The 20746-nt window shown below is 73.9% G+C and carries 20 protein-coding genes; 14 read left to right on the forward strand and 6 right to left on the reverse strand.

Going from position 1 to position 20746, the window contains the following annotated elements:
- Nucleotides 1-79: 79 nt before the first annotated feature.
- Nucleotides 80-877 (reverse strand): MerR family transcriptional regulator, encoded by a 798-nt coding sequence (locus ACI799_RS01095; protein WP_456612161.1) that lies wholly within the window; start codon nt 875-877, stop codon nt 80-82.
- Nucleotides 878-955: 78 nt separating this feature from the next.
- Between ACI799_RS01095 and ACI799_RS01100 the strand changes: the two genes are divergently transcribed.
- On the forward strand, nt 956-1309 hold the full coding sequence (locus ACI799_RS01100; protein ID WP_456612162.1) for a nuclear transport factor 2 family protein: 354 nt from the start codon (nt 956-958) through the stop codon (nt 1307-1309).
- A 17-nt stretch (nt 1310-1326) separates the two neighbouring features.
- On the opposite strand, the gene ACI799_RS01105 is transcribed toward ACI799_RS01100, so the two are convergent.
- Nucleotides 1327-1458: a hypothetical protein gene (locus ACI799_RS01105; RefSeq protein WP_456612163.1), complete on the reverse strand. Its 132-nt coding sequence runs from the start codon at nt 1456-1458 to the stop codon at nt 1327-1329.
- Nucleotides 1459-1807: 349 nt separating this feature from the next.
- On the opposite strand from ACI799_RS01105, the gene ACI799_RS01110 reads away from it, so the two are divergent.
- From ACI799_RS01110 to ACI799_RS01140, 7 genes are all read left to right on the forward strand, one after another.
- The gene (locus tag ACI799_RS01110) at nt 1808-1996 is read left to right on the forward strand and encodes a hypothetical protein (protein ID WP_456587920.1); all 189 of its coding nucleotides are present in this window, start codon (nt 1808-1810) and stop codon (nt 1994-1996) included.
- A gap of 292 nt (nt 1997-2288) precedes the next feature.
- Entirely contained in the window at nt 2289-2939 is a 651-nt protein-coding gene (locus tag ACI799_RS01115; protein ID WP_456587919.1) for a trimeric intracellular cation channel family protein, read from the forward strand.
- A 485-nt stretch (nt 2940-3424) separates the two neighbouring features.
- Nucleotides 3425-4384 carry a VanZ family protein gene (locus tag ACI799_RS01120; protein ID WP_456612281.1) on the forward strand — a complete coding sequence of 320 codons (960 nt, stop codon included), beginning with the start codon at nt 3425-3427 and terminating at the stop codon, nt 4382-4384.
- A 349-nt stretch (nt 4385-4733) separates the two neighbouring features.
- Entirely contained in the window at nt 4734-5087 is a 354-nt protein-coding gene (locus ACI799_RS01125) for a nuclear transport factor 2 family protein (protein WP_456612164.1), read from the forward strand.
- A gap of 206 nt (nt 5088-5293) precedes the next feature.
- Entirely contained in the window at nt 5294-8050 is a 2757-nt protein-coding gene (locus ACI799_RS01130; RefSeq protein WP_456612165.1) for a helix-turn-helix transcriptional regulator, read from the forward strand.
- Nucleotides 8051-8166: 116 nt separating this feature from the next.
- A complete protein-coding gene (locus tag ACI799_RS01135; protein ID WP_456612166.1) occupies nt 8167-8334 on the forward strand; it encodes a hypothetical protein in 168 nt (55 codons plus the stop codon).
- Nucleotides 8327-9046, forward strand: coding sequence for a hypothetical protein (locus ACI799_RS01140; protein ID WP_456612167.1), 720 nt, complete (start codon nt 8327-8329; stop codon nt 9044-9046). The genes ACI799_RS01135 and ACI799_RS01140 overlap by 8 nt, the downstream gene beginning before the upstream one ends.
- Nucleotides 9047-9121: 75 nt before the next feature.
- On the opposite strand, the gene ACI799_RS01145 is transcribed toward ACI799_RS01140, so the two are convergent.
- Nucleotides 9122-9571 (reverse strand): AAA family ATPase, encoded by a 450-nt coding sequence (locus tag ACI799_RS01145; RefSeq protein WP_456612168.1) that lies wholly within the window; start codon nt 9569-9571, stop codon nt 9122-9124.
- 130 nt (nt 9572-9701) lie between these two features.
- Nucleotides 9702-12458: a LuxR C-terminal-related transcriptional regulator gene (locus ACI799_RS01150; RefSeq protein ID WP_456612169.1), complete on the reverse strand. Its 2757-nt coding sequence runs from the start codon at nt 12456-12458 to the stop codon at nt 9702-9704.
- 229 nt (nt 12459-12687) lie between these two features.
- On the opposite strand from ACI799_RS01150, the gene ACI799_RS01155 reads away from it, so the two are divergent.
- From ACI799_RS01155 to ACI799_RS01175, 5 genes are all read left to right on the forward strand, one after another.
- A complete protein-coding gene (locus ACI799_RS01155; protein ID WP_456612170.1) occupies nt 12688-13656 on the forward strand; it encodes an alpha/beta hydrolase in 969 nt (322 codons plus the stop codon).
- 118 nt (nt 13657-13774) lie between these two features.
- Nucleotides 13775-14524: an alpha/beta fold hydrolase gene (locus tag ACI799_RS01160; protein WP_456612171.1), complete on the forward strand. Its 750-nt coding sequence runs from the start codon at nt 13775-13777 to the stop codon at nt 14522-14524.
- Between the two features lie 85 nt (nt 14525-14609).
- A complete protein-coding gene (locus ACI799_RS01165) occupies nt 14610-15584 on the forward strand; it encodes an oxidoreductase (RefSeq protein ID WP_456612172.1) in 975 nt (324 codons plus the stop codon).
- A 203-nt stretch (nt 15585-15787) separates the two neighbouring features.
- The gene (locus tag ACI799_RS01170) at nt 15788-16939 is read left to right on the forward strand and encodes a hypothetical protein (protein ID WP_456612173.1); all 1152 of its coding nucleotides are present in this window, start codon (nt 15788-15790) and stop codon (nt 16937-16939) included.
- Between the two features lie 113 nt (nt 16940-17052).
- The gene (locus ACI799_RS01175) at nt 17053-17367 is read left to right on the forward strand and encodes an MGMT family protein (RefSeq protein WP_456612174.1); all 315 of its coding nucleotides are present in this window, start codon (nt 17053-17055) and stop codon (nt 17365-17367) included.
- A gap of 84 nt (nt 17368-17451) precedes the next feature.
- On the opposite strand, the gene ACI799_RS01180 is transcribed toward ACI799_RS01175, so the two are convergent.
- Entirely contained in the window at nt 17452-18747 is a 1296-nt protein-coding gene (locus tag ACI799_RS01180; protein WP_456599296.1) for an acyl-CoA dehydrogenase family protein, read from the reverse strand.
- 365 nt (nt 18748-19112) lie between these two features.
- Nucleotides 19113-19784 carry a TetR/AcrR family transcriptional regulator gene (locus tag ACI799_RS01185; protein ID WP_456612175.1) on the reverse strand — a complete coding sequence of 224 codons (672 nt, stop codon included), beginning with the start codon at nt 19782-19784 and terminating at the stop codon, nt 19113-19115.
- 65 nt (nt 19785-19849) lie between these two features.
- Between ACI799_RS01185 and ACI799_RS01190 the strand changes: the two genes are divergently transcribed.
- Nucleotides 19850-20392 (forward strand): anthrone oxygenase family protein, encoded by a 543-nt coding sequence (locus ACI799_RS01190; protein WP_456612176.1) that lies wholly within the window; start codon nt 19850-19852, stop codon nt 20390-20392.
- The last annotated feature ends 354 nt before the right edge of the window (nt 20393-20746 follow it).

Below are 20746 nucleotides of genomic sequence, written 5' to 3' on the forward strand. Positions count from 1 at the left end.
GAGCCGCTGGTCTGGTGTCCGGATGCCCGGCATGGGGCAGGCCTCTCGTGGAACGTGGATCAGGGATGGGCAGCGACCATCAGCGCGGCGCCACGCGGAAGACCGGCCAGCCGATCTCCGTCTGCCACGCGGACGGGTCGGCCGTGTCGCGCGGGCCGACCAGGTAGGTCTCCCGCACCGGCCCGGCCACCGCCAGAGCGTTGGCCACCACCCAGGCGCCCAGTTCGCCGTAGGTGACGTCGATGTCGTCGTGCGGGCCGACGTGGGTGGTCACGGCGAGCTCGACGGCCGGCAGGGTCACCGGGTGCACCCGGCCCCGGTGCGGGGGGTGAGGGGTCGGCAGGTACACGAGCACGTGGCCGCGGCCGCTCTCGAACAGGGCGTTGTCGCTCAGGGTGCCCGGGGCACCGGTCGGCCCCTCGACCGCTGCGTCCAGCTCGGCCATGGCCCCGGCGTACCAGGCGAGGACCTCGTCGTGCGCCACCTCGTCCTCCACGGCGGCCACCGTCGTGGCCGCGACCGAGCGCAACTCCACCTGCAGCGGGGCCGGCGCCGGACGCAGCAGCCGGCGTAGCGACGCCACCGCGGCCCGGGTCCGGTCGAGCTCGGACTCGAGTCGCTCCAGGTGGTCGGCGATCAAGCGGGCGCGGGTGCGCGGATCGGGGGAGAGCAGGATCCGCTGGACGTCGGTCAGGGGGACGTCGAGCTCGCGCAGGCGGTGGATGACCTGTGCGGTCGGGATCTGGTCCGCGGTGTAGTACCGGTAGCCGCTCGCGGGGTCCACCGTCGCCGGCTCCAGCAGGCCTGCGTCGTGGTACCGGCGCAGGGTGCGCACGCTCAGGTGGGTCAGCCGGGAGAACTCACCGATCGCCAGCACGCGTGCACTGTGCACCCTCTCCCCGGGGGAGAGTCCAGCGCTTGACCCTCCCGGTCCGGGAAGCCGCACCGTCGGGACATGACCACACCGACCAGCATCCAGCCCGACCAGCTCCCGGCTCCGATCCGCGGCTACCTCGCCGCGCACGACGCCCGCGACGCGGATGCCGCGCTGCGCGCCTTCACGCCCACCGCCGTGGTGGTCGACGAAGGCATCACCTACCGCGGGACCGAGGAGATCCGCGGCTTCCTGACCAAGGCCGGAGCCGAGTTCACGTACACCACCGCGCTCGTCGGTGCGCAGCGCGTCGACAGCGCGCACTGGATCGCCGTCAACCACCTCGAGGGCGACTTCCCCGGCGGCGCCGTCGATCTCCGCTTCCGCTTCACGATGGACGGCGACCGCATCACCGAACTCGTCATCGCCCCGTGACGACCGGGGTCCGGCGGTCACTCCTCGGCGCTCGGCAGGCTGTGCCGGACGTCGCCGGACCAGGTCGAGCGGCCGTGGCCCCGCTGGTCGTGCGCGATGCGCCGACCGCCGCGGGCCAGGAGAAACGCCCCCCTGCGTGTCCCGGTCACCGGTGGGGATCGTGCCCATGGCGGGGCCTCCTCGAATCCGTCGGGGTCCGCGGACCGGAGAGGTCCGTCGGACGAGGTGAGGGAGACGATGCTCGACCCGTGCGGGCGGGCTCCGCATCCGTCATGTGACCGGGCTCGGTGCGGTTCCCGGTCGGCCGCTGGGGCCGGCTGCGGCGTGGCCTCGTGGCGATCCCGACGCCGGCTCTCGACGTGGTGGCCGGTGACGAGCGCAGCTGGACCAGCCACGGCGAAGGCTGTGCTGGGGCGGCCCTCGCGTGCCGGGTACGCAGGCCGACGACCGGTCATCTGACGGATGTGCGTGCCCCGGCGCGCGGCGAGCGTTCCCGATATGACCTCGGACCGGGACGACCCGACCACGACATCGCAGAGCAGGGAGCCGGCCTCGCTCATCGCCGTCCGCCAGCTGGCCGCGGAGCGACGGCAGCATCGCGACGGCGACGACCGCCTCCTCTCGGCCGCAAGTATCCGGGCCGCCCGACGGCGGCACCCCCTCGGGCGGGACGAGAAGGGGCAGTGATCCACCGGATGTGCGGCCGGCGCCCCTCCACCGCATCCGAGCCGGGGGCTTCCGGATCCGACCTCTGCCCGAAAGTCCCGCGCGCACCGGCAGCGCCGCGGACCAGCCGACGCCCTGGGGGCCGCTGCCTGGGGCGACCGGGCCCGCCGGGAGCTGCGCGCCGCGGGCGAGCAGAGCAGGCCGCGCACCCCGGAGGCCCGCGAGCAGCTGAGCCCGCAGGAACTGCTGGTCCCGCAGCTCGCTGCGCAGGGCCGCCTGACCAACCGGGACCCGCCAGGAGGTCGGTGACGACATGCAGATCCTCGACCTGATCGGCGTCTTCGCTTTCGCGGTCTCCGGCGCCCTGATGGCGATCAGCCGCGACTACGACGTCGTGGGCATCGCGATCCTGGCGGTGGTCACCGCGCTGGGCGGTGGGATCGTCCGGGACCTCGTGCTCGGCGACACGCCGCCTCCGGCGTTCAGCAGGTGGCAGTACCTGGTCGTGGCCCTGGCGGCGGCCGCGGTCACCTCCGTCGCCCACCCCTGGCTCGCGCGGCTGAGCAGGCCGCTGCTCGTCTTCGACGCGGCGGGCCTGGGGCTCTTCTGCGTCGCGGGGACCGAGAAGGCGCTCGACCACGGCCTCGCGCCCGTGGCGGCCGCCCTGCTCGGGGTCACGACCGCCGTCGGCGGCGGCGTGCTCCGCGACGTCCTCGCCCGTGAGACCCCGGCGCTGTTCCGGGCGGACTCCGAGCTCTACGCGGTGCCGGCGGTGGTCGGGGCGCTCGTCGTCGGCGTCGCCTCGACGTTCGACGCCGACGGCCCGGCGCTGGGCGCGGGGGTCGCCGCCGCGATCTTCGTCGTCCGAGTGCTCGCCCTGCAGCGCCACTGGCGCGGTCCGCGGGCGCGCGGGCGGCGGTCCCCGGTCGGCTCCTCCCCGGTGGGCGGACCGCCACTTCCGTGACGCAACGAGAGGACTACCGCGATGCCGAGCGGTACGACGGGGACCCGCCCGTTGGCCGAGCCCCCACCGGGCGGTCACCGCGCTGCCGGTCCCGGGCGCGGAGGTCCCCGCCCGGCGCCGGCAGCAGCGCCCCGCCGAGGAACCGGGCCGTGACGTGCCGGGTGGCGCCCAGGGCAGGGCGCGGACCTGTCTCCCGCCGGCGCTCGATGACCGGGACCGGTTGCGCGCGCGTTCGCAGGCATCGGCACGTCGGCGGCAGCTGCCGCGCGCATATCGCGGGCGTATGCCGAATCGGAGACGTCGTGGCAACAACCGGCCGACTGCACTGGGGTCCGTCCACCCGCACCGAGCCCGCGCCGGCCAGCCCGGCGGAGAGGAGTTCGACCATGACGACCAGCCACCACCGTCCACCTGCCGGCGAAGCCGGCGCGACGCCCCGGGCCCCGGTTCCGGGCCGACCGAGGGGGCGCCATCCAGGCTTGCCGGTGCTCGTGGCCGCCGCGGTGGTGCTCGCCGTCGCGGGCGTCACTCTCGGTCCGGCCGAGGCCGTCGCTGGTGCCCGCCGGACCGTGCTGGTCGGCGTCGAGGCACTGTTCGCGCCCTGGCTGGACACCGTTCCCCGGCGCCCGGTCGAGGTGCTGGCGAACGTGCTGCTGTTCGTCCCGGTGGGTGCGCTCGCCGCATGGGTCCTCCGGCGCCGGGGGCCGGTGCTGCCGCTGGCCCTCGGCGCCGCGGCGTCGGCGCTCATCGAGCTGGCGCAGGTCGCGCTGCCCGGACGCATCCCCGACGTGGTCGACGTCGCCGCCAACGCGGTCGGCACGGTGCTCGGCGTCGCGCTCGTCCGGGTGCACCTGGCGGCCCGGTCGCGACGTGCGCGGCGACGGCGACGGTGCGGGCCGCGCGCCGCGCTGGTCTGCGTTCCCGTGCTCGTGGCATGGACCACCGGGTGCTCGGCAGCGGCACCGGACGGGTCCGCCGACGCGCCGGCACCGGGCGGGGGAGCCCCGACCGTCGCCGACGGGCTGGTCCCCGAGGGCGAGGAGCTCTCCCCGTTCGCCGACGTCCCGGCCATCACCGGCCTGGACAGCGAGCTGCGCACGGCCCTCCAGGACGCCGCCCGGGACGCGGCCGCCGACGGGGTGGACCTCCACGTGTCCAGTGGATGGCGCAGCGCTGCCCACCAGCAGTCGCTCTTCGATGCGGCGGTCGCCCGTTACGGCAGCCCGGAGGCGGCCCGGGCGTACGTCCTGGGCCCGGATGAGTCCGAGCACGTTTCGGGCCGGGCGGTCGACATCGGCCCGACGGACGCGATGAGCTGGCTGGCTCAGCACGGGGCGGACTACGGCCTCTGCCAGACGTACGCCAACGAGATGTGGCACTTCGAGCTCACCGTCGAGCGCGGCGGCGAGTGCCCCGCGCCAGCTCCCGACGCCAGCGGCGGCTGATCAGGTGCCGCCCGCCCGCGAGCCGGCCCGCGTGGTCGCGGCCCGGCAGCCTCGCCGAGGCGCCTGATCCGCCGCCGCACGTCATCTCCGGGGACGACATCGCCCGGCGGATCGTCGCCGACGGCCACCGGAACAAGACCCTCATCCGCGGGGCGGGGGGTCAGCGCCGAGTCGCTGCTGGAGCGGGCGTGGCACGAGAACGCCGCGACCCCACACCGCGATCGGAAGCCACCCACCGTGACCTGCCGACCAACCTGCCCGGGCGGTACAGCTGGCGCGCGTGCACCCTCTCCCCGGGGGAGACTTCGAGCCTTGACCATCCCGCCCCGGGAGACCGCACCGTCGGTGCATGGCCAATCCGAACAGCACCCGACCCGATCAGCTCCCGGCCGCGATCCGCGGTTACCTCGCCGCGCACGACGCCCGCGACGTGGACAGCGCGCTGCGTGCCTTCACGCCCACCGCCGTGGTCGTCGACGACGGCACGACCTACCGTGGGACCGAGGAGATCCGCGGTTTCCTGTCCAGGGCCGGGGCCGGGTTCACGTACACGACCACCCTCGTCGGGGCGGAGCGCGCCGACGACGGGCACTGGGTCGCCACCAAGCACCTGGAGGGCGACTTCCCCGGTGGCGTCGTCGACCTCCGCTACCGCTTCGTCCTGGACGGCGACCTCATCACGGAGCTGGTGATAGCACCCTGACGACCGGCTCCGGCCTGCCCTACCGTCGCGGAGGAGGCCGCGGCCGCGACGGGGCCGCGGCGGGAATGGCACGGGCGGAGCCCTCTGCGGCCTGGGCGGTCCACACCGCGTGAGCGGAGGAGGGCGGAGACCGGCATTGCCGGCCCACGGCACGGCGTGCGTAGATCGCATGTGCAGGCCCGGGAGTGCACGGGGGTGAGCGGATCGTGATCGGACGGACCGAGCAGCTGGCCGTGCTGACGGCGATACTGGACTCGGTGGCCGCCGGAGGCCGGGCCGCCGTCGTCTCGGGCGAGGCCGGTATCGGCAAGACCACCCTCGTGGCGGCGCTGTCGGCGCAGGCCCGCCACGCCGGCTTCCGCGAGCTGCGCTGCACCGGGGTGCAGAGCGAGGCGACGGCCGGGTTCGCCGGCCTGCACGAACTGCTCCGCCCGGTGCTCGACGACGCCGCGGCACTGCCGGGGCGCCAGCGGGCCGCCCTGCGCTCCGCCTTCGGGGAGTCCGACGGACCCGCGGACCGACTGCTCATCCACCTCGCCGTCCTGGGCCTGCTGGAGGAGGTCGCGCACCGGCAGCGGCTGCTCGTGGTGGTGGAGGACCTGCAGTGGCTGGACAGGTCCAGCGCCGAGGCCCTCGAGTTCGTCGCCCGCCGGCTCAGCAACGCCCCGATCCTGATGGTGGCGACGGTTCGCACCGGGTCCGGCGATCCCACCCCGCTGCCCTCCACCCAGATCACGCGGCTGCACCTGGGCCCCCTCGACGAGGAGGAGGCCGCCCTGTTGCTGGACGGTCTCCCGCACCGGCTCGGCGAGCACGACCGGCGGCAGATCCTCGCGGAGGCCGCCGGGAACCCTCTGGCCGTGCGCGAGTTCGCCGCCGCCGTGAGCGCCCGGGACGGCGGTCCGGCCCCGGCGGGCCCGCTGCCGACCACCGCACGCCTCGAGCGGGCCCTCCTCGCCGGGGTCGACGCCCTGCCCGAGGCCAGCCGTCGGTTCGTGCTCCTGGCCGCGGTCGCGGACGTCGAGACGCTGCCCGAGCTCGTCGCCGCCGGGCGCCTGCTCGACCTGACGCCCGAGGACCTGGCACCGGCCGAGGAGGCCGGCGCTGTCACCCTGGTAGGGGAGCGCGTGCGCTTCCGGCATCCGCTGCTCCGCTCGGCCGTCCGTGGAGCGGCAACCTGGTCCGACCGCGCGGCGGCCCACGCAGCACTGGCGGCGGCGACGCCGGATCCAGGCGCCGCGGCCTGGCACCGCGCGGCGCTCGCCTTCGCGCCGGACGAGACGATCGCCGCCGAGCTGGAGGCGGCGGCTCGGCGGTCCCTGCAGCGGGGGGCACGGCCCGACGCCGTCGTCACGCTGCGCCGCGCCGCGGCGCTCTCGGCGGAGACCGGGGCCCGGGCGCGTCGGCTGATCGCGGCGGCCGTCGCCGCCCGCCAGGGCGGCCGGGCGTGCGACGCCGTCCAGCTGCTGGAGGAGGCGCTGCCCCTCGCGACCGGCGCGGACGTCGTCGCCACGGTCGCCTCCACCGAGGTCATGCTCGGCGTCACGGCGGGCACGCCCGTCCGCACCGCCGGCGAAGCTGTCGCGCTGGCGGAGGGGCTGGCGGGCAGCAGGGGCGACGAGCACCCGAGGCAGCGAGCGCAGGTGCTGGTCGGGGCCGCGGCGTGGGCTTGGATCCAGGGGGTGGACGAGCCGGCGAGGAACCGGCTCGCCGACGCCCTGAGCGCGGTCGACCCGGAAGGCCGGGACCCCATGGTCGCCATCGGGCTGGCCCTCGTGGACCCCGCCGCCCACGCGGCCCGCGCCCGTGCGGCGCTGCCCGGGCTCACCGGCTTCGTCTCCGACTACGCCTACACCGACCGCACCGAGAACCACCCCGGCAGCAGCGAGCTGGTGCTCGCGGCCGCACGCATGGCCGAGTCGATCCAAGACCTCTCGGCGGCTGCGACCCTCTGGGACCTCGGCGCCCAGTTCTTCCGGGGCGGTACCGGGGTGCTCAGCGACGAGGCGCAGGTCTTCACCGGGCGTGGTGCCCTCCGGCTGGCGACCGGCCGGCTGGACGAAGGGCTCGCCGACTCGGCGCACGGAGAACAGCTGGCCGGGGAACTCGACCTGCCGGTCCTGGCCGGCCTCGCGGCGGCCGCCGCCGCGCGGGGGCATGCCTGGTCGGGCGCGGACGAGGCAGCGGCCCGCGCCCGCGCCCGCGCCCTAGAGCTCTCGGGCGAGCAGCCCTCGGCGCTGGTCCGCGCGCTGGTCGCCTGGGCGGCCGGGCTGGGAGCCCTCGGCCGCCGCCGGTACGAGGAGGCGCTGCCGGCGCTGCGCGACGTGTTGGTCCACCCCAGCACCGCGCTGCTGGCCTTGGGGGACCTGACCGAGGCCGCCGTCCGTTCCGGTGCCGCCTCCACGATCGAACCGGTCGTCGCCGAGGCCGAGCGCGTGGCCGCGGCGCTGCGCTCGACGCACCTCCAGGCCCTGGTGCACCGCAGCCGTGCGCTGCTGGCTCCCGGCGCGGAGGCCGCGGAGCGCTTCGAGGCCGCGGTCGAGACCGGCCAGCGGGCGGGCTCGCCGCTGGAACTCGCCCGCAGCCGGCTGGCGTGGGGCGAGTGGCTCCGCCGGCACGGCCAGGTGGTGGCGGCTCGTGGCCACCTCGCGGAGGCGCTGCACGTGTTCGACACCGAGGGCGCGGCGCCCTGGGCGGAGCTGGCGGCCGCGGAGCTGCGCGCGGCGGGGGTGGTCCCCAGCCGCAGCACGCCCTCGGCCAGGATCGACCCGGCCCAGGTGCTCACGGCGCAGGAACTCCAGATCGCCCGCCTGGCCGCCAGCGGCCTCACGAACAAGGCGATCGCCGACCGGGTCTACCTCTCGCACCGCACGATCGGGGCGCACCTCTACCGCATCTACCCGAAGGTCGGCGTCACCAGCCGGGGCCAGCTCCGCGACGTCCTCGGCCCGGTCGGAGCCTGAGCCTGCCCCACCGGCGGGAGTGGTCCCGGCGGAGTGGTCATCGTGCGGATGCGGCATCCGGGCGGTGCTCCCTAGCTTCGGTACCGCATCCGTCGAGACCGGGGGAGGAGGGCGCCGTGGACGAGAGCGAACCGGCCTGGGTGGTCGCCATGCGCCAGCTGGCCACCGAGGCCAGGCAGCGCCGCAAGGACGGCGTCCGGGCCCGGCTCCGCCTCGACGCCGCGAGAAGCCGCCCCGCCGGGAGCCGGCCGGCCCCGCCCCCGGACGACGACGACCATGAGTGACCTCCTCGAGCTGCTCCTCGCGGCCCACGGCGGGCTGGACCGCTGGCGGGCGGCGCAGCGGATCACCGGGCGGCAGCGCACCGGCGGACGGCTCGGCGCCGTCAAGGGGCAGCCCGACGCGCTGGCCGACGTCGAGGTGTCCGTGGACCTGCACCGGGAGCGCGTCTCGTACGCCCAGTTCCCGGGTCCGGGGCAGCGCACGACCGTCACCCCGGGCCTGGTCCACGTCGAGACCGAGGACGGCCGGACGCTCGAGTCGCTGCCGGACCCGCGGGCGTCGTTCACGGGCCACGGGATCACGACGCCGTGGACGGCGTTGCAGCAGGCCTACGTCGGCGGGTACGCGATGTGGACCTGGCTCACCGAGCCGTGGCACCTGACCTTCCCCGGGGTGCGCACGGTGGAGATCGATCCGTGGACCGAGGGCGGCCGGCGGCTGCGCCGGTTGCTGGCCACCTATCCGGTCACCATGGCCACGCACAGCCGGGAGCAGCTGCTGCACGTCGACGGCGACGGGCTGATCCGCCGCCGGGACTACAGCATCGACGTGGCCGGCGGCCTGCCCGGCGCCGACGTCGTGAGCGAGCACCGCGAGTACTCCGGGCTGGTCGTCCCGACCCGGCGGGTCGTGCACGGCAGGGACGCCGCGGACCACGCACTGCCCGGCCCGGTCCTCGTCTCGGTGGACCTGGCCGAGGTCACCGTCACGTGAGTTCGGCAGCAGGGTGAGATCTTCTGTGCGTAAGTCGCACGACAGCGCGTGACCTCCGCTGGGTCGAGCTGCAGGTCACGACCTGCCGGTGAGAAGTTCCTCCAGCACGTCGGCGAGTTCGGCGACCGGACGTCGTCCGTCGAGCTCCAGGCTGGCCCCTCGGCGCAGGAGCGGCTCCACCTCGTCCAGGTAGCGGGCCATCTCGGCCTGCTGCTCGATCGTCTTGCCGTAGGGGTTGTTCTGCCGGGTGCGCACCCGCTCCAGCAGCACGTCAAGCGGCGCGCTCAGGAGGACGACATGCTCGAAGCGGTTGTAGAAGCGGCCCTGGTTGTCCACCGTGCCGGAGACGACCACCTCGGGGTGCGTGGCCAGCAGCCGGTCCATGCGCTGTTCGTCCCAAGTGCCGTCGGGAAGCTCCCAACTGCCGTAGTCGGTGTCAACGGTCAGGTGACCTCGGCGCCCCAGCTCGGCCAAGAGCGTCGTCTTCCCTGCGCCTGACATCCCCGTCACCAAGACTCGCGCCATCGCGAGCACCGTAGTCAGTTGGCCGGTGAGCCCATGTGGGGTCCGCGGTGAGCGCCTCCTCCGTCCCCGACGATGTCAGCACTGCTGGGGGCTTACGCGCATCTGTCACACCTTGCTGCCGAACTCGTCGTCACCGGAGCGGCGGCGCCGCCGGCCCTCCACCGCCCGGCTGCGTCCGCAGGGCGTCGCGGAGCTGGGCCCGGTGGGCGATGTCCAGCTTCGGGAACACGCGGGCCAGGTGGGTCGCCACGGTGCGGGGGGAGAGGGCTGTGCGCGCGGCGATCTCGCGATTGGTCAGGCCCTCGGCAGCCAGCTCGGCGATCCGCCGCTCCTGCGTGGTGAGCTCGGTCGGGGGTGCCCCTCGCCGCGGCGCCGCGTCCGGCGTGCCGCCGGCAGCCCGCAGCTCGGCCGCGGCGGCGTCGGCCCAGGGGCTCGCGCCGGCGGCGGTCAGCGTCTCCAGTGCGGCGGCGAGCTGCTCCCGCGCGGCCGCGATCCGCCGCTGACGGCGCAACCACTCGCCGTAGACCAGCCGGGTGCGGGCCAGTTCCAGCGGCGCGCCACTGCCGAGCCCGGCCGCCACCGCGAGCGCGTAGGCCTCGCCGGCCTCCTCGCCGACGGAGAGCAGGGCCCTCGCCCGGTGCACGAGGGACCACAGGTACGGGGAGTCGACGGAGCGGGCCCGGCGCTCGGCGTCGGCGACCACGACGGCCGCCGAGTCACCGCGGCCGGCACGCACGGCTGCCTCAGCCAGGTCCGCCACCGCCCACGCGGCGGTCGTGGGGTGCTGCCCGACGAGCGCGAACTCCTGCTGCGCGGCCCGGTAACGGCGCTGGTTCATCGCCACCAGCCCGGCGGCCCAGTGCGCCCGGGCGCTCACCACTGCGGTGCGGTGCGATCCGGCCAGCTCCCGGTGCCGGCGCAGGGCCGCCTGCGCTGCGGCGTCCGCACCGCGCCAGGCGTGGACCCGTGCGGCCACGACCTCGGCGGCGGCGGCCAGCAACGGCAGCTCGGAGTCCAGCGCCGTCCGGGCTGCCGGTTCGGCGTCGGCCAGCGCGTCGACCAACTGCCCGCTCAGCACCCGGATCGCTGCCCGGCCGCACAGGAACGATGCCGCGTCCCCCGGCGCCTCCGCCGGGGTGTGCAGTCGGCAGCCGTCGTCCCAGACCGCCTGGGCCGCCGGCACGTCGTGCAGCGCCTCCGCCATCGCTGCGAGGCTCGCGAGGGCCCACGGGTACCGGGACCGGACGACGTCCAGCAGCTCCAGCGGGGCGGATCGGGGCTCCGCGGCGCGGGTGGACGGATCGAGCAGCGCCAGGCCGACCGTCTTCAGGGGGTGCGGGGAGTCGTCGAGGGTCGCCAGCCCTCCGCGGACCGCCGCGCGGGTGGTCTCGGGCGCCGCCAGCTCCCAGGCTCGCGTGGCTGCCGCGGCGAGGAGCTGGACACGGGCCTCGGGATGGTCACGGCCCGACGGCCCGCCCAGGCGTCCGGCCACCGCCACCAGCTCCTCCGGGGACCGGCCGACCACCAGGCCGGTCCCGCTGCTGAGTGCCCACTCGGCCAACGTGAGCTCGCGGACGGCGTCACCGTCCTCGGCGAGCGGCATGGCTTCCCGCAGGGCATCGACCGCCTCCCGGGTCAGGCCCGCACGCCGGGCCGACTCCGCGGCGGAGGCGAGCCGGCGGACCCGGTTCCCGAGAGCGGGGGAGAGCGCGGCGGCCCGGCGCTGGGCGGCGAACGCCTCCCACCGGGCACCGCGCTGGAGTGCGCGTGCCGCCGCGGCCTCCAGCTCCTCCGCGACCGACTCGTCCGGGCCGTAGCTGGCCGCCGCGCGGTGCCACGCCACGCGCTCGGGGTCGTCCGCCAGCCCGGCCAGCAGGTGGTGCGCCGCGGCGCGCTCCGCCGAGGTCGCGGCGCCGTAGACGGCCGAACCGATGAGCGGGTGCCGGAACGAGAAGTGACCGTCGGTCACCGCCCCGAGGCCCGTGCTCTCGACCGGCCTGAGCAGCGCAACCGCCTCGTCGAAGCCGCCCGCGGCGGCCACGACGCGGAACAGCGGCACGTGCCCCCCGTCAGCTGCTGCGACGAGCAGCAACTGCCGGCTGGCGGCCGGTAGCTGGTCGAACGACTCGAGGAACGCCTGCTTCATCCGTGCCGTCGTCGGCAGCTGACCGGGGAGCGCCGCCACGGCCGGTCGGAACCCGCCGGGCGCCGCGGCCAGCTCGGTGAGCGCGAGCGGGTTCCCGCCGGCCACCGCGACGACCGCCTCGCGCATGCCCGGGGCCAACTGCGGGGCGACGGCCTCGAGCAGCCGTTGGGACTCCGCCTCGGTGAGCGGAGCCAGGGTGAGCCGACGGCCCGGGAAGTCCGCCGGGGGGACCGGCGCATCGGGGCGGCTTCGCACCGTTGCGAGGAGCAGCAGCGGGAGATCGGCCAGCCTGCGGGCGAGGAAGACGAGCACGTCGATGCTGGACTGGTCGACGTGGTGCAGGTCCTCGACCACGACGAGGGCGGGCCCGGTGGCGACCACCTCCTCCATCAGGCGGAGCACGGCGAGGGAGAGGAGGAGGGGGTCGGGCGCCGGTCCTTCCTCCAGCCCGAACGCCGTCAGCAGCGCGGCCCGCTGGCGCGCGGGCAGGGCGCCGACCCGGTGCAGCGCCGGGTGGAGCAGCTCGTGCAGGGCGGCGAACCCCAGGGACGCCTCGCCCAGGACACCCGAGCACCGGAGCTCCCGGAAGCCGGCCGACCGGGCCATCTCGGTCGCGGCCGCGGCCAGCGCCGTCTTGCCCAGGCCGGCGTCGCCCTCGACGACCAGCGCGAGACCCGTGGTGGTCGCCGTGCGGACCGCCTCGCGCAGCACGGCGAGCTCCGACTCCCGCCCGATCAGCACCGCCGGTCCCTCCTGCTCCGAGCACGGCCACGCCGTCGGCCCCGGCGGGTGCACGGTAGTCCAGGTTCGGGCCCGGTGGGGCCGGCCGGGCTACCGGACCGCTCCGGGGACGTGGCGGGGCAGTCCGGAAGCGCAGTCGATCGACGGATGCCGGGGGGCGGGGGAGAGGTGCCAGCGTCTGGCCGTCCGACGGCGCAGCACGCGCCGTCCCGACCGGAAGGACCGATCCATGACCACTCAGCAGACCCCGCCCGTCGTCCTCGAGCCGGAGTTCCAGCAGCTCGCCGACGCCACCGCCGACCCGCCCTACCTGTACGACCTCGGCCCCGAGGCCGCCCGCAAGGTGCTCGACGACATCCAGTCCGGCACCGTCGAGAAGCCCCCGGTGGAGGAGCACTGGATCACCGTCCCGGTCGGCGTCGGCCTCGGCGACGTGCCGGTCCGGATCATCCGGCCCGCCGGAGCGTCCGGCCGGCTCCCCGTGCTCCTCTACATGCACGGCGGCGGCTGGGTACTCGGCAACGCGGGCACGCACGACCGGCTGGTCCGCGAGCTGGCCGTCGGCGCCGAGGCCGCCGTGGTGTTCGTGGAGTACAGCCGGTCACCGGAGGCGAGGTACCCGGTGGCCATCGAGCAGGGCTACGCCACGGCTCGGTGGATCACCGAGCAGGGCGCCGAGCACGGTCTGGACGCCGCCCGGCTGGCCGTCGCCGGCGATTCGGTGGGCGGCAACATGACCGCGGCCCTCACCCTGATGGCCAAGGACCGCGGTGACGTCTCCTTCGTGCACCAGTCGCTGTACTACCCGGTCACCGACGCCGCGATGGACACCCCCTCGTACGCCCAGTTCGCCGAGGGGCCCTTCCTGAGGGCGAAGGCCATGGAGTGGTTCTGGGACGCCTACACCACCGACCCCGCCCAGCGTGCCAAGGTCACCGCATCGCCACTGCGGGCCACCCCGGAGCAGCTCGCGGGTCTTCCGCCGGCGTTCCTCCTGGTGGCCGAGGCCGACGTCCTGCGCGACGAGGGCGAGGCGTACGCCGCCGCGCTGCGCTCGGCCGGCGTCCCGATCACCACGGTCCGCTACGACGGGGTGCACCACGACTTCATGATGCTCGACCCGGTCAGCCAGACCCTCGGCGCACGCGCCGCCATCGCGCAGTCGATCGCGATGCTCCGGGCGGCCTTCGGCAAGTGAACGAACAGTCGATCGACGTACGCGAAGCCGCCGCCGCGCTTCCTACGTTCGCTCCACCAGCGCCGCGACGTCGGATCCGACGCACCGGGGTCGCTGTCCACCGAGAGGAAGAGAACCGATGACCACCAGCACCCTCGAGGTCCGCACGGACCCGACCAAGCCCACCGTGGTGCTCGTCCACGGGGCCTTCGCCGACTCGTCCAGCTGGAACGGCGTGATCACCCAGCTCAGGGCCGACGGCTATCCCGTGCTCGGGGTGGCCAACCCGCTCCGAGACCTGCACCGCGACGCCGAGTTCCTGCGCAGCGTCCTCGACGACGTGGACGGGCCGATCGTCCTCGCGGGCCACTCCTACGGCGGCAGCGTGATGAGCGAGGCGGCCGACGGCAATCCGAAGGTGAAGGCGCTGGTGTTCGTCGCCAGCTTCCTCCTGGAGGAGGGCGAGAGCACCGGTGAGCTGGCCGGGAAGTTCCCCGGCAACGAGCTCGGGCCGGCCCTGCGCCCGGTGCCCGTCACCGGTCCCGACGGGCAGCCGGTGGACGACCTCTACATCGAGCAGGAGAAGTTCCGGGCGGTCTTCGCCGCGGACGTGCCGGAGGACGTCGCCGCGCTGATGGCCGTCACCCAGCGTCCCATCGTCGCCGACGCGCTCGAGGGGAAGGCGACGAAGGCAGCCTGGAAGACCGTGCCCTCCTGGAACCTGATCACGCGCCAGGACCTCGCCGTCCCCGCCGAGTCGCAGCAGTTCATGGGCGAGCGTGCCGGGGCGACGAACGTCGAGATCGACGCCTCCCACGCCGTGACGGTCTCCCAGCCGGAGGCTGTCGCCCGGCTGATCGACGAGGCCGCCCGCGCGACGGCCGGCTGACCGGACAGCGATTGCCACACCGGGCCCGCCCCGTCGTCGAGACGGGAGAGGGCGGGGCGGGCCCCCGCAGGATGGGGTGCCGGAGATGCACGCGTTCGACCTGATCGGCATCTCGTGCGGAACCGGGCGATCGGGGTCGAGTCGAGGGCCGGGCGGTCGGCGGTTGCTGCGGCAACGCCCCGAGGTTCGGCGCGGTGAACACGCCGACGATCGTCGCTCGCACGACGACATCTCGGCCGAGCGCACCGTGCTGGACGACAACGGAGGAGCAGAGATGGGAAGTGCGGATCGCGGGCGCCTGGATGGGCGTCGAGCGCTTGTCACCGGCGGGTCGAAGGGATCGGGTGCAGCCGTGGCCGAACGGCTTCGCGCGCTCGGCGCCGACGTGTATGCAACGGCCCGGACGATGCCCGACGGGTACGAGTTCCCGGACCGCTTCATCGCGGCCGACACCTCGACCGTCGAGGGCACGGCGCTCGTCGGGGCGCGTATCGAGGAGACCGGTGGTGTCGACATCCTCGTGCACGTCGTAGGAGGTGCGTCCACGCCATCCGGCGGGTTCGCGGCGATCACGGATGAGCAGTGGATGATCGAGTTGAACCTCAATCTCCTCGGCGCCGTGCGGCTCGATCGAGCGCTTCTGCCGTCGATGGTCCGGTCCGGGCACGGCGTGGTGCTCCACTTCACGTCCATCCAGCGGCAGATGCCGCAGTACGACGCAACTCTCGCGTACGCGGCCGCAAAAGCCGCGTTGCGCACGTACAGCAAAGGCCTGGCGAACGAGCTCGCGCCGCACGGTGTGCGGGTCAATGCGATCAGTCCCGGGGGGATCGAGACCGAGGCCTATGAGAAGTTCGTGGATCGGATCGCGGAAGGGAATGGCCTGAGCCGGGAGGGAGCGAAGCAGAGGATCCTCGACTCCCTCGGCGGAGTCCCTCTCGGCCGTTTCGCGAGAACGGAGGAGGTCGCCGATCTCGTGGGCTTCCTGGTGTCCGACCAGGCGTCGGCGATCGTCGGTGCGGAGTACGTCATCGACGGCGGTACCGTCCCGACGGTCTAGACCGATGGGCATCGGAGCCGGCGCGAGCAGCCGTGTGGCGACACGAGCGATCCCCGCCTGGGTGGCTGCCGCCGCTCTTCCACCACCCGGACAGAGCTTCAGCAGCCGCGAGGCGTGGTCCGGGCTGTGACGAGGACGGGGGCGCCAACCCGTCCAGGGCGCGCCCGCACGCAGAAGACGTGCCCTGTCGGAAAGGAGTCGCCGTGGGCGCCATGGACGAACTGATCAGCCCAGCCGTCGTTGCACGGCTACGGGCTGCGCTCGAAGCGGTTGCGCCCACCAGCGACTTCTCCGCTCTGGTCCAGGCGGAAGGTGCCGTACGGGGCGTCCGCCTCAGGGAGCGGGTGGACATCGTCCGCGATGCTCTCCTCAGCGACGTCCCGGCGGGCTTCCCCGCCGCCGAGCGCGTGGTGCTCGACGTGCTGGAGGAGCCGCGTCTCGACGGGTGGATGATCTGGCCCACCACCGAGTTCGTCGCGTCGAGAGCACTCGAATCCGGCTCGACGCGGGACTTCGACGCCGCCATGGCACTCCTCGCCCGGCTCACCGTCCGGCTGACGGGCGAGTTCGCCGTTCGCGAGCTCCTGAACGCGCGACCCGAGCGCGCCCTTTGCATCATGCAGACCTGGACGGGGCATGACAGCGAGCACGTGCGGCGACTCGCCACGGAGGGCTCTCGCGCCTACCTGCCCTGGGCGAAGCGGGTGCCGTGGCTGCTTGCCCATCCTCGTGCGACACGAGGCATCCTGGACGCCACCTACCGGGACCCGGCCGAGTACGTGCGGCGCTCGGTCGCCAACCATCTCAACGACCTCAGTCGCGTCGATCCCTCCGTCGTCACGGACACCGCCGCCGCGTGGGCCGGCGACCCGGACGCCAGCACTCCCTGGGTGCTCCGGCACGGCCTGAGGACGCTGATCAAGCGGGCCGATCCCACCGCGCTGGCGCTCCTGGGCTTCACCGGGAAGAGCCTCCGCGTGGCCCGGCCGCGCATCTCCGGTGAGGTCGTTCCCTGGGGAGGGGAACTCACGTTCACGACCGTCGTCACCAACGAGGGGGAGACGGACGCCACCGTGGCGATCGACTACTCCATCGGATTCCGACGTGCCAACGGGTCCGTCAGCGGGAAGACCTTCAAGCTCGGGTCACGACGCATCGCCGCCGGCGGAAGCACCGTCGTCACGAAGACCCACTCCTTCCGGCCCATCACCACCCGGACGTACTACCCGGGGCCGCACCACATCACCGTGCAGGCGAACGGGGTCCTCTCTCCACCCGAGGAGTTCGTCCTGGGAAGGGCGGACGAGGAGGAGAACGGTCGTGATGACGCGCGTCAAGGGCAGCGAGGCGCCTGAGGTCCAGAAGCTGGGAGCGGCCGCCGAGCCTGCGGACGTCAACCTGCGTCGGTCGGAACGGTCGGCGAGAACTCCACGGCACACCGATCGACGAAGGCAGTGAGGGCGAGATCATGAGCGAAGTGGCCGAGCGGGTCCTGAGCACCGTGTCGTCGATCCCCAGGGGGCAGGTGATGACCTATGGCGAGGTCGCCGAGGTGGCCGGCACGGGCGCGCGTGCCGTGGGCCGGATCCTGCGCAACGGCGGTCACGACGTGCCGTGGTGGCGGGTGGTCGATGCCAAGGGGCGGCCGGTCCAAGGCGCGGCCCACGAGGCGCTCGCTCAGTTCCTCGACGAATCCACCCCTTTGCTGCACCGTGGCCACGACGTGCAAGTGGATCTCGCGCAGGCATCGTGGAGCATCCACGATGCCGTGCGCGATACGTGACCCCGGGGCCTGCTGTGCTGGCGGTTGGCCACCACGATGCCGGGTGGATCGCCCGGGAGCATCCGGTCTTGGGCAGCCGCTGGCTCAGGGCCCGGCGAAGACGCCGTCGCCGAGGGCCTCGGTGCGACCGGGGGCCGGTTCGGTGTAGCGACCGGCCTCGTGGCGGGCGACGACGAAGTGGTGCACCTCGTCGGGCCCGTCGGCCAGGCGGAGGGTGCGCTGGCTGGTGTACATGTCGGCCAGCGGCGTCCACTGCGACACCCCGGTGGCGCCGTGGATCTGGATGGCCTGGTCGATGATCTGGCACACCTTCTCCGGCACCATCGCCTTCACCGCCGAGACGTAGACGCGGGCCTGGGAGTTGCCGAGCACGTCCATCGCCTTGGCGGCCTTCAGCACCATGAGCCGGCAGGCATCGAGCTCGATGCGCGCCCGCGACACCGTCTCCATGTTCTTGCCGAGGTTCAGGATGGGCTTGCCGAACGCCTCCCGGAACTTGCCCCGGCGGATCATCAGTTCGAGCGCCTTCTCGCCCTGGCCGATCGCACGCATGCAGTGGTGGATGCGCCCGGGGCCCAGGCGCACCTGGCTGATCTCGAAGCCACGGCCCTCGCCGAGCAGCATGTTGGAGGCGGGCACGCGCACGTCGGTGAACCGGATGTGCATGTGGCCGTGGGGGGCGTCGTCGCGGCCGAACACCTGCATCGGGCCGAGCACTTCGACGCCGGGGGTGTCCATCGGCACGAGGATCTGCGACTGCTGCGCGTGCGCCGGCGCGTCGGGGTTCGTCTGGCACATGACGATCATGATCTTGCAGCGGGGATCGCCGGCGCCGGAGATGTAGTACTTCTCGCCGTCGAGGACGTACTCGTCGCCGTCGCGCACCGCCCGGAGCCGGATGTTCTTGGCGTCGGAGCTGCCGACGTCGGGCTCGGTCATGGCATAGGCGGAGCGGATCTCGCCGTTGAGGAGCGGCTCGAGCCACTGGGCCTTCTGCTCGGGCGTCCCGACGCGCTCGAGCACCTCCATGTTGCCGGTGTCGGGGGCCGAGCAGTTGAGCGACTCGGAGCCGAGCGGGTACTTGCCAAGCTCGACGGCGATGTAGGCGTAGTCGAGGTTGGTCAGGCCGCCGACCTCGGAGTCGGGGAGGAAGAAGTTCCACAGGCCGGCCTCCTTGGCCTTGGCCTTGGCCCCCTCGAGCGCCTCGAGCTGACCCGGCGCGTACGACCAACGGTCGGCGCGCCCTTCGCCGAGCCGGAAGTACTCCTCCTGCATCGGCGCGACCACGTCCTCGAGAAATCGGACGACTCGGTCGAAGAGCGGCCGGGCCTCCTCGCTCATGCGCAGGTCGAACAGCTCCGTTGGCTCAGCGGTCTGCATCAGGTGTCCCTCTCAGCTGGTCCGTGCGGCGGCGGGGGCCCACCGGGAGCGCAGCGAGAAGCGCAGCAACGACCTGGTCCCGGTAGGACGAAGCCTCGAGGGTGGCATAGCGGGGTAGTCGGCCGCTCGGACTCTTCCCGCGAAACAGGTTCTGATGCCCCGAGGACTGCGCGCCCCCGGATACGCCGCGGTTGCTGCTCCCTGGAACGACAAAGCCCCACGAGGTGAATCGTGGGGCCCCCGTTCGGTGACCGAGGGGCGACACGGTACATGCGCACACGTCTGCGAGGCGCCCGCTGACGGATCCGCCGTGGTCGCCACGGACTGCCCCAGCACGTCGGTCAGCCCCCGACCCTGCGCCCCGGTCAGGCGCCCCCCGGAGCGTGTCCATCCTCAGTCCGACCGGGGCGCCGGGAGGGCTGGGTGAGGCGCAGGAACGCATCGACTGCCAACTGGGCCCGCCGCTGTCGGTCCGGGCCGCTCGGCGGCGCCTCACCCAGCAGGGCGCGGATCTGCACGTCCTGGATGACCAGCCCGTAGAAGAGAGCGAAGGCGCTGCCTGGATCCTCGATCACGAGCACACCGTCGTCGGCGAGCCTGGACAGGTAGCCCTCGACAAGCGGACCCGTGGTGTGCCGGCCGTGGCGCAGGAGCACGACAGCCAGCGGCGACGAGGTCATGGCCGCACGGTTCAGGGCCAGTGACGTCTCGCTGGTCAGCAGGTCCAGCAGCCCGCGGGCGATGCCGAGCAGGACGTCTGACGGGGCTCCACCGCGGTTGACCGCCTGCTCCACCAGTGCGTTCGTGGCAGCCGACTGGCGCCGGATGAGTGCGGTGACCATGCCCTCCTTGCTGGCGAACCACGAGTAGAGGCTCTCCTTCGACGAGCCCGCGCGGGCGGCTACGGCGCTCATGGTCATCCGCTCGTAGCCGGCCCGGAGGATCTCTTCGAGGGCAGCGTCGAGCGCCTGATCGCGTCGTTGCGCACGCTCCGCCTCGGGTGGTCGGCCGCGTCGTCGTCCGCCGGGAATGGGCACTTGACAACCGTACCGGACAGTTCGAATCTATCCGAACCGACCGGTTCGATTCCGAGGAGCAGCTCATGCTCGGCACATCCACGTACCCCGCGACCGACGCCAGCAGCGGCGGCGCACGACGCTCCCGGATCGAGTCAGCACTGCTCGCTGCGTCGACGGTGGCCACCGGGCTGATGGCGGGCTTCTTCTTCGCCTACGCCTGCTCGGTCATGCTGGGCCTCGCCAGGACGGAGGACAGGACGTTCATCGAGGCGATGCAGTGGATCAACGCCACGGTGCGCAACGCGGCCTTCGGGCCGGTCTTCTTCGGCGCTCTCGTGCTCACCGTCGCGGCCGCGGCGCTCGTCCTGGCACGTCGTCGCCCCGCTCGGTTGTGGGTGGTCGCGGCCGCCGTCCTCTACGCCGGCGCATTCCTCGTCACCATGGGCTTCTCGGTTCCGCTCAACGAGCAGCTGGCCTCGGCCGGTCCGGTCGGGGCGATCGCCGACCCGTCCGCGGTCCGGGCAGCCTACGAAGAACCGTGGGTCGCCTGGAACCTGGTGCGTACCGCGCTGAGCACTGCCGCCTTCGTCGCCCTCGTTGCAGCTCTGGTCCGGCGCCGGCGCTGACCTGGTGGCAGCTCGACGTCGGCGACGCGCGCTCTGCGCCGGGGCACTGCTCGCTCCTCCGATGCTCGCCCGTGGGCGGCCCCGGGCCGCGATCCGGGCCGCCGGGGGAGCGCCGCAGTGGGATCGGTGGTCATCGCGGCCACGCCCAGCACCTCCGGCGCTCGGCTCGGCGTGCGGTCGCCGGAAGCGGCGCCGGGGCAGCCACTTCGGCGCTCGTGGCCGCGGGAGCCGTCATCGTCCGCGCGGAGACCGAAGGCCGCACCCAGGCAAGCGGCCGGGTCGTACTGACGTCGGGCCGAGGACCACCACGGGGCTTCGCTGTTGCCTGCGCCCATGCCGACGTCTGCCCCGGAC

The organism is Blastococcus sp. SYSU DS0753, assembly GCF_054051175.1.

Coding starts and splice junctions, on each gene's coding strand:
- ACI799_RS01100 (WP_456612162.1), top strand. CDS start 956: ATGACCACACCGACCAGCATCCAGCCCGACCAGCTCCCGGCTCCGATC.
- ACI799_RS01110 (WP_456587920.1), top strand. CDS start 1,808: ATGACCTCGGACCGGGACGACCCGACCACGACATCGCAGAGCAGGGAG.
- ACI799_RS01115 (WP_456587919.1), top strand. CDS start 2,289: ATGCAGATCCTCGACCTGATCGGCGTCTTCGCTTTCGCGGTCTCCGGC.
- ACI799_RS01125 (WP_456612164.1), top strand. CDS start 4,734: ATGGCCAATCCGAACAGCACCCGACCCGATCAGCTCCCGGCCGCGATC.
- ACI799_RS01140 (WP_456612167.1), top strand. CDS start 8,327: ATGAGTGACCTCCTCGAGCTGCTCCTCGCGGCCCACGGCGGGCTGGAC.
- ACI799_RS01145 (WP_456612168.1), bottom strand. CDS start 9,571: ATGGCGCGAGTCTTGGTGACGGGGATGTCAGGCGCAGGGAAGACGACG.
- ACI799_RS01155 (WP_456612170.1), top strand. CDS start 12,688: ATGACCACTCAGCAGACCCCGCCCGTCGTCCTCGAGCCGGAGTTCCAG.
- ACI799_RS01160 (WP_456612171.1), top strand. CDS start 13,775: ATGACCACCAGCACCCTCGAGGTCCGCACGGACCCGACCAAGCCCACC.
- ACI799_RS01165 (WP_456612172.1), top strand. CDS start 14,610: ATGCACGCGTTCGACCTGATCGGCATCTCGTGCGGAACCGGGCGATCG.
- ACI799_RS01175 (WP_456612174.1), top strand. CDS start 17,053: ATGAGCGAAGTGGCCGAGCGGGTCCTGAGCACCGTGTCGTCGATCCCC.
- ACI799_RS01180 (WP_456599296.1), bottom strand. CDS start 18,747: ATGCAGACCGCTGAGCCAACGGAGCTGTTCGACCTGCGCATGAGCGAG.
- ACI799_RS01190 (WP_456612176.1), top strand. CDS start 19,850: ATGCTCGGCACATCCACGTACCCCGCGACCGACGCCAGCAGCGGCGGC.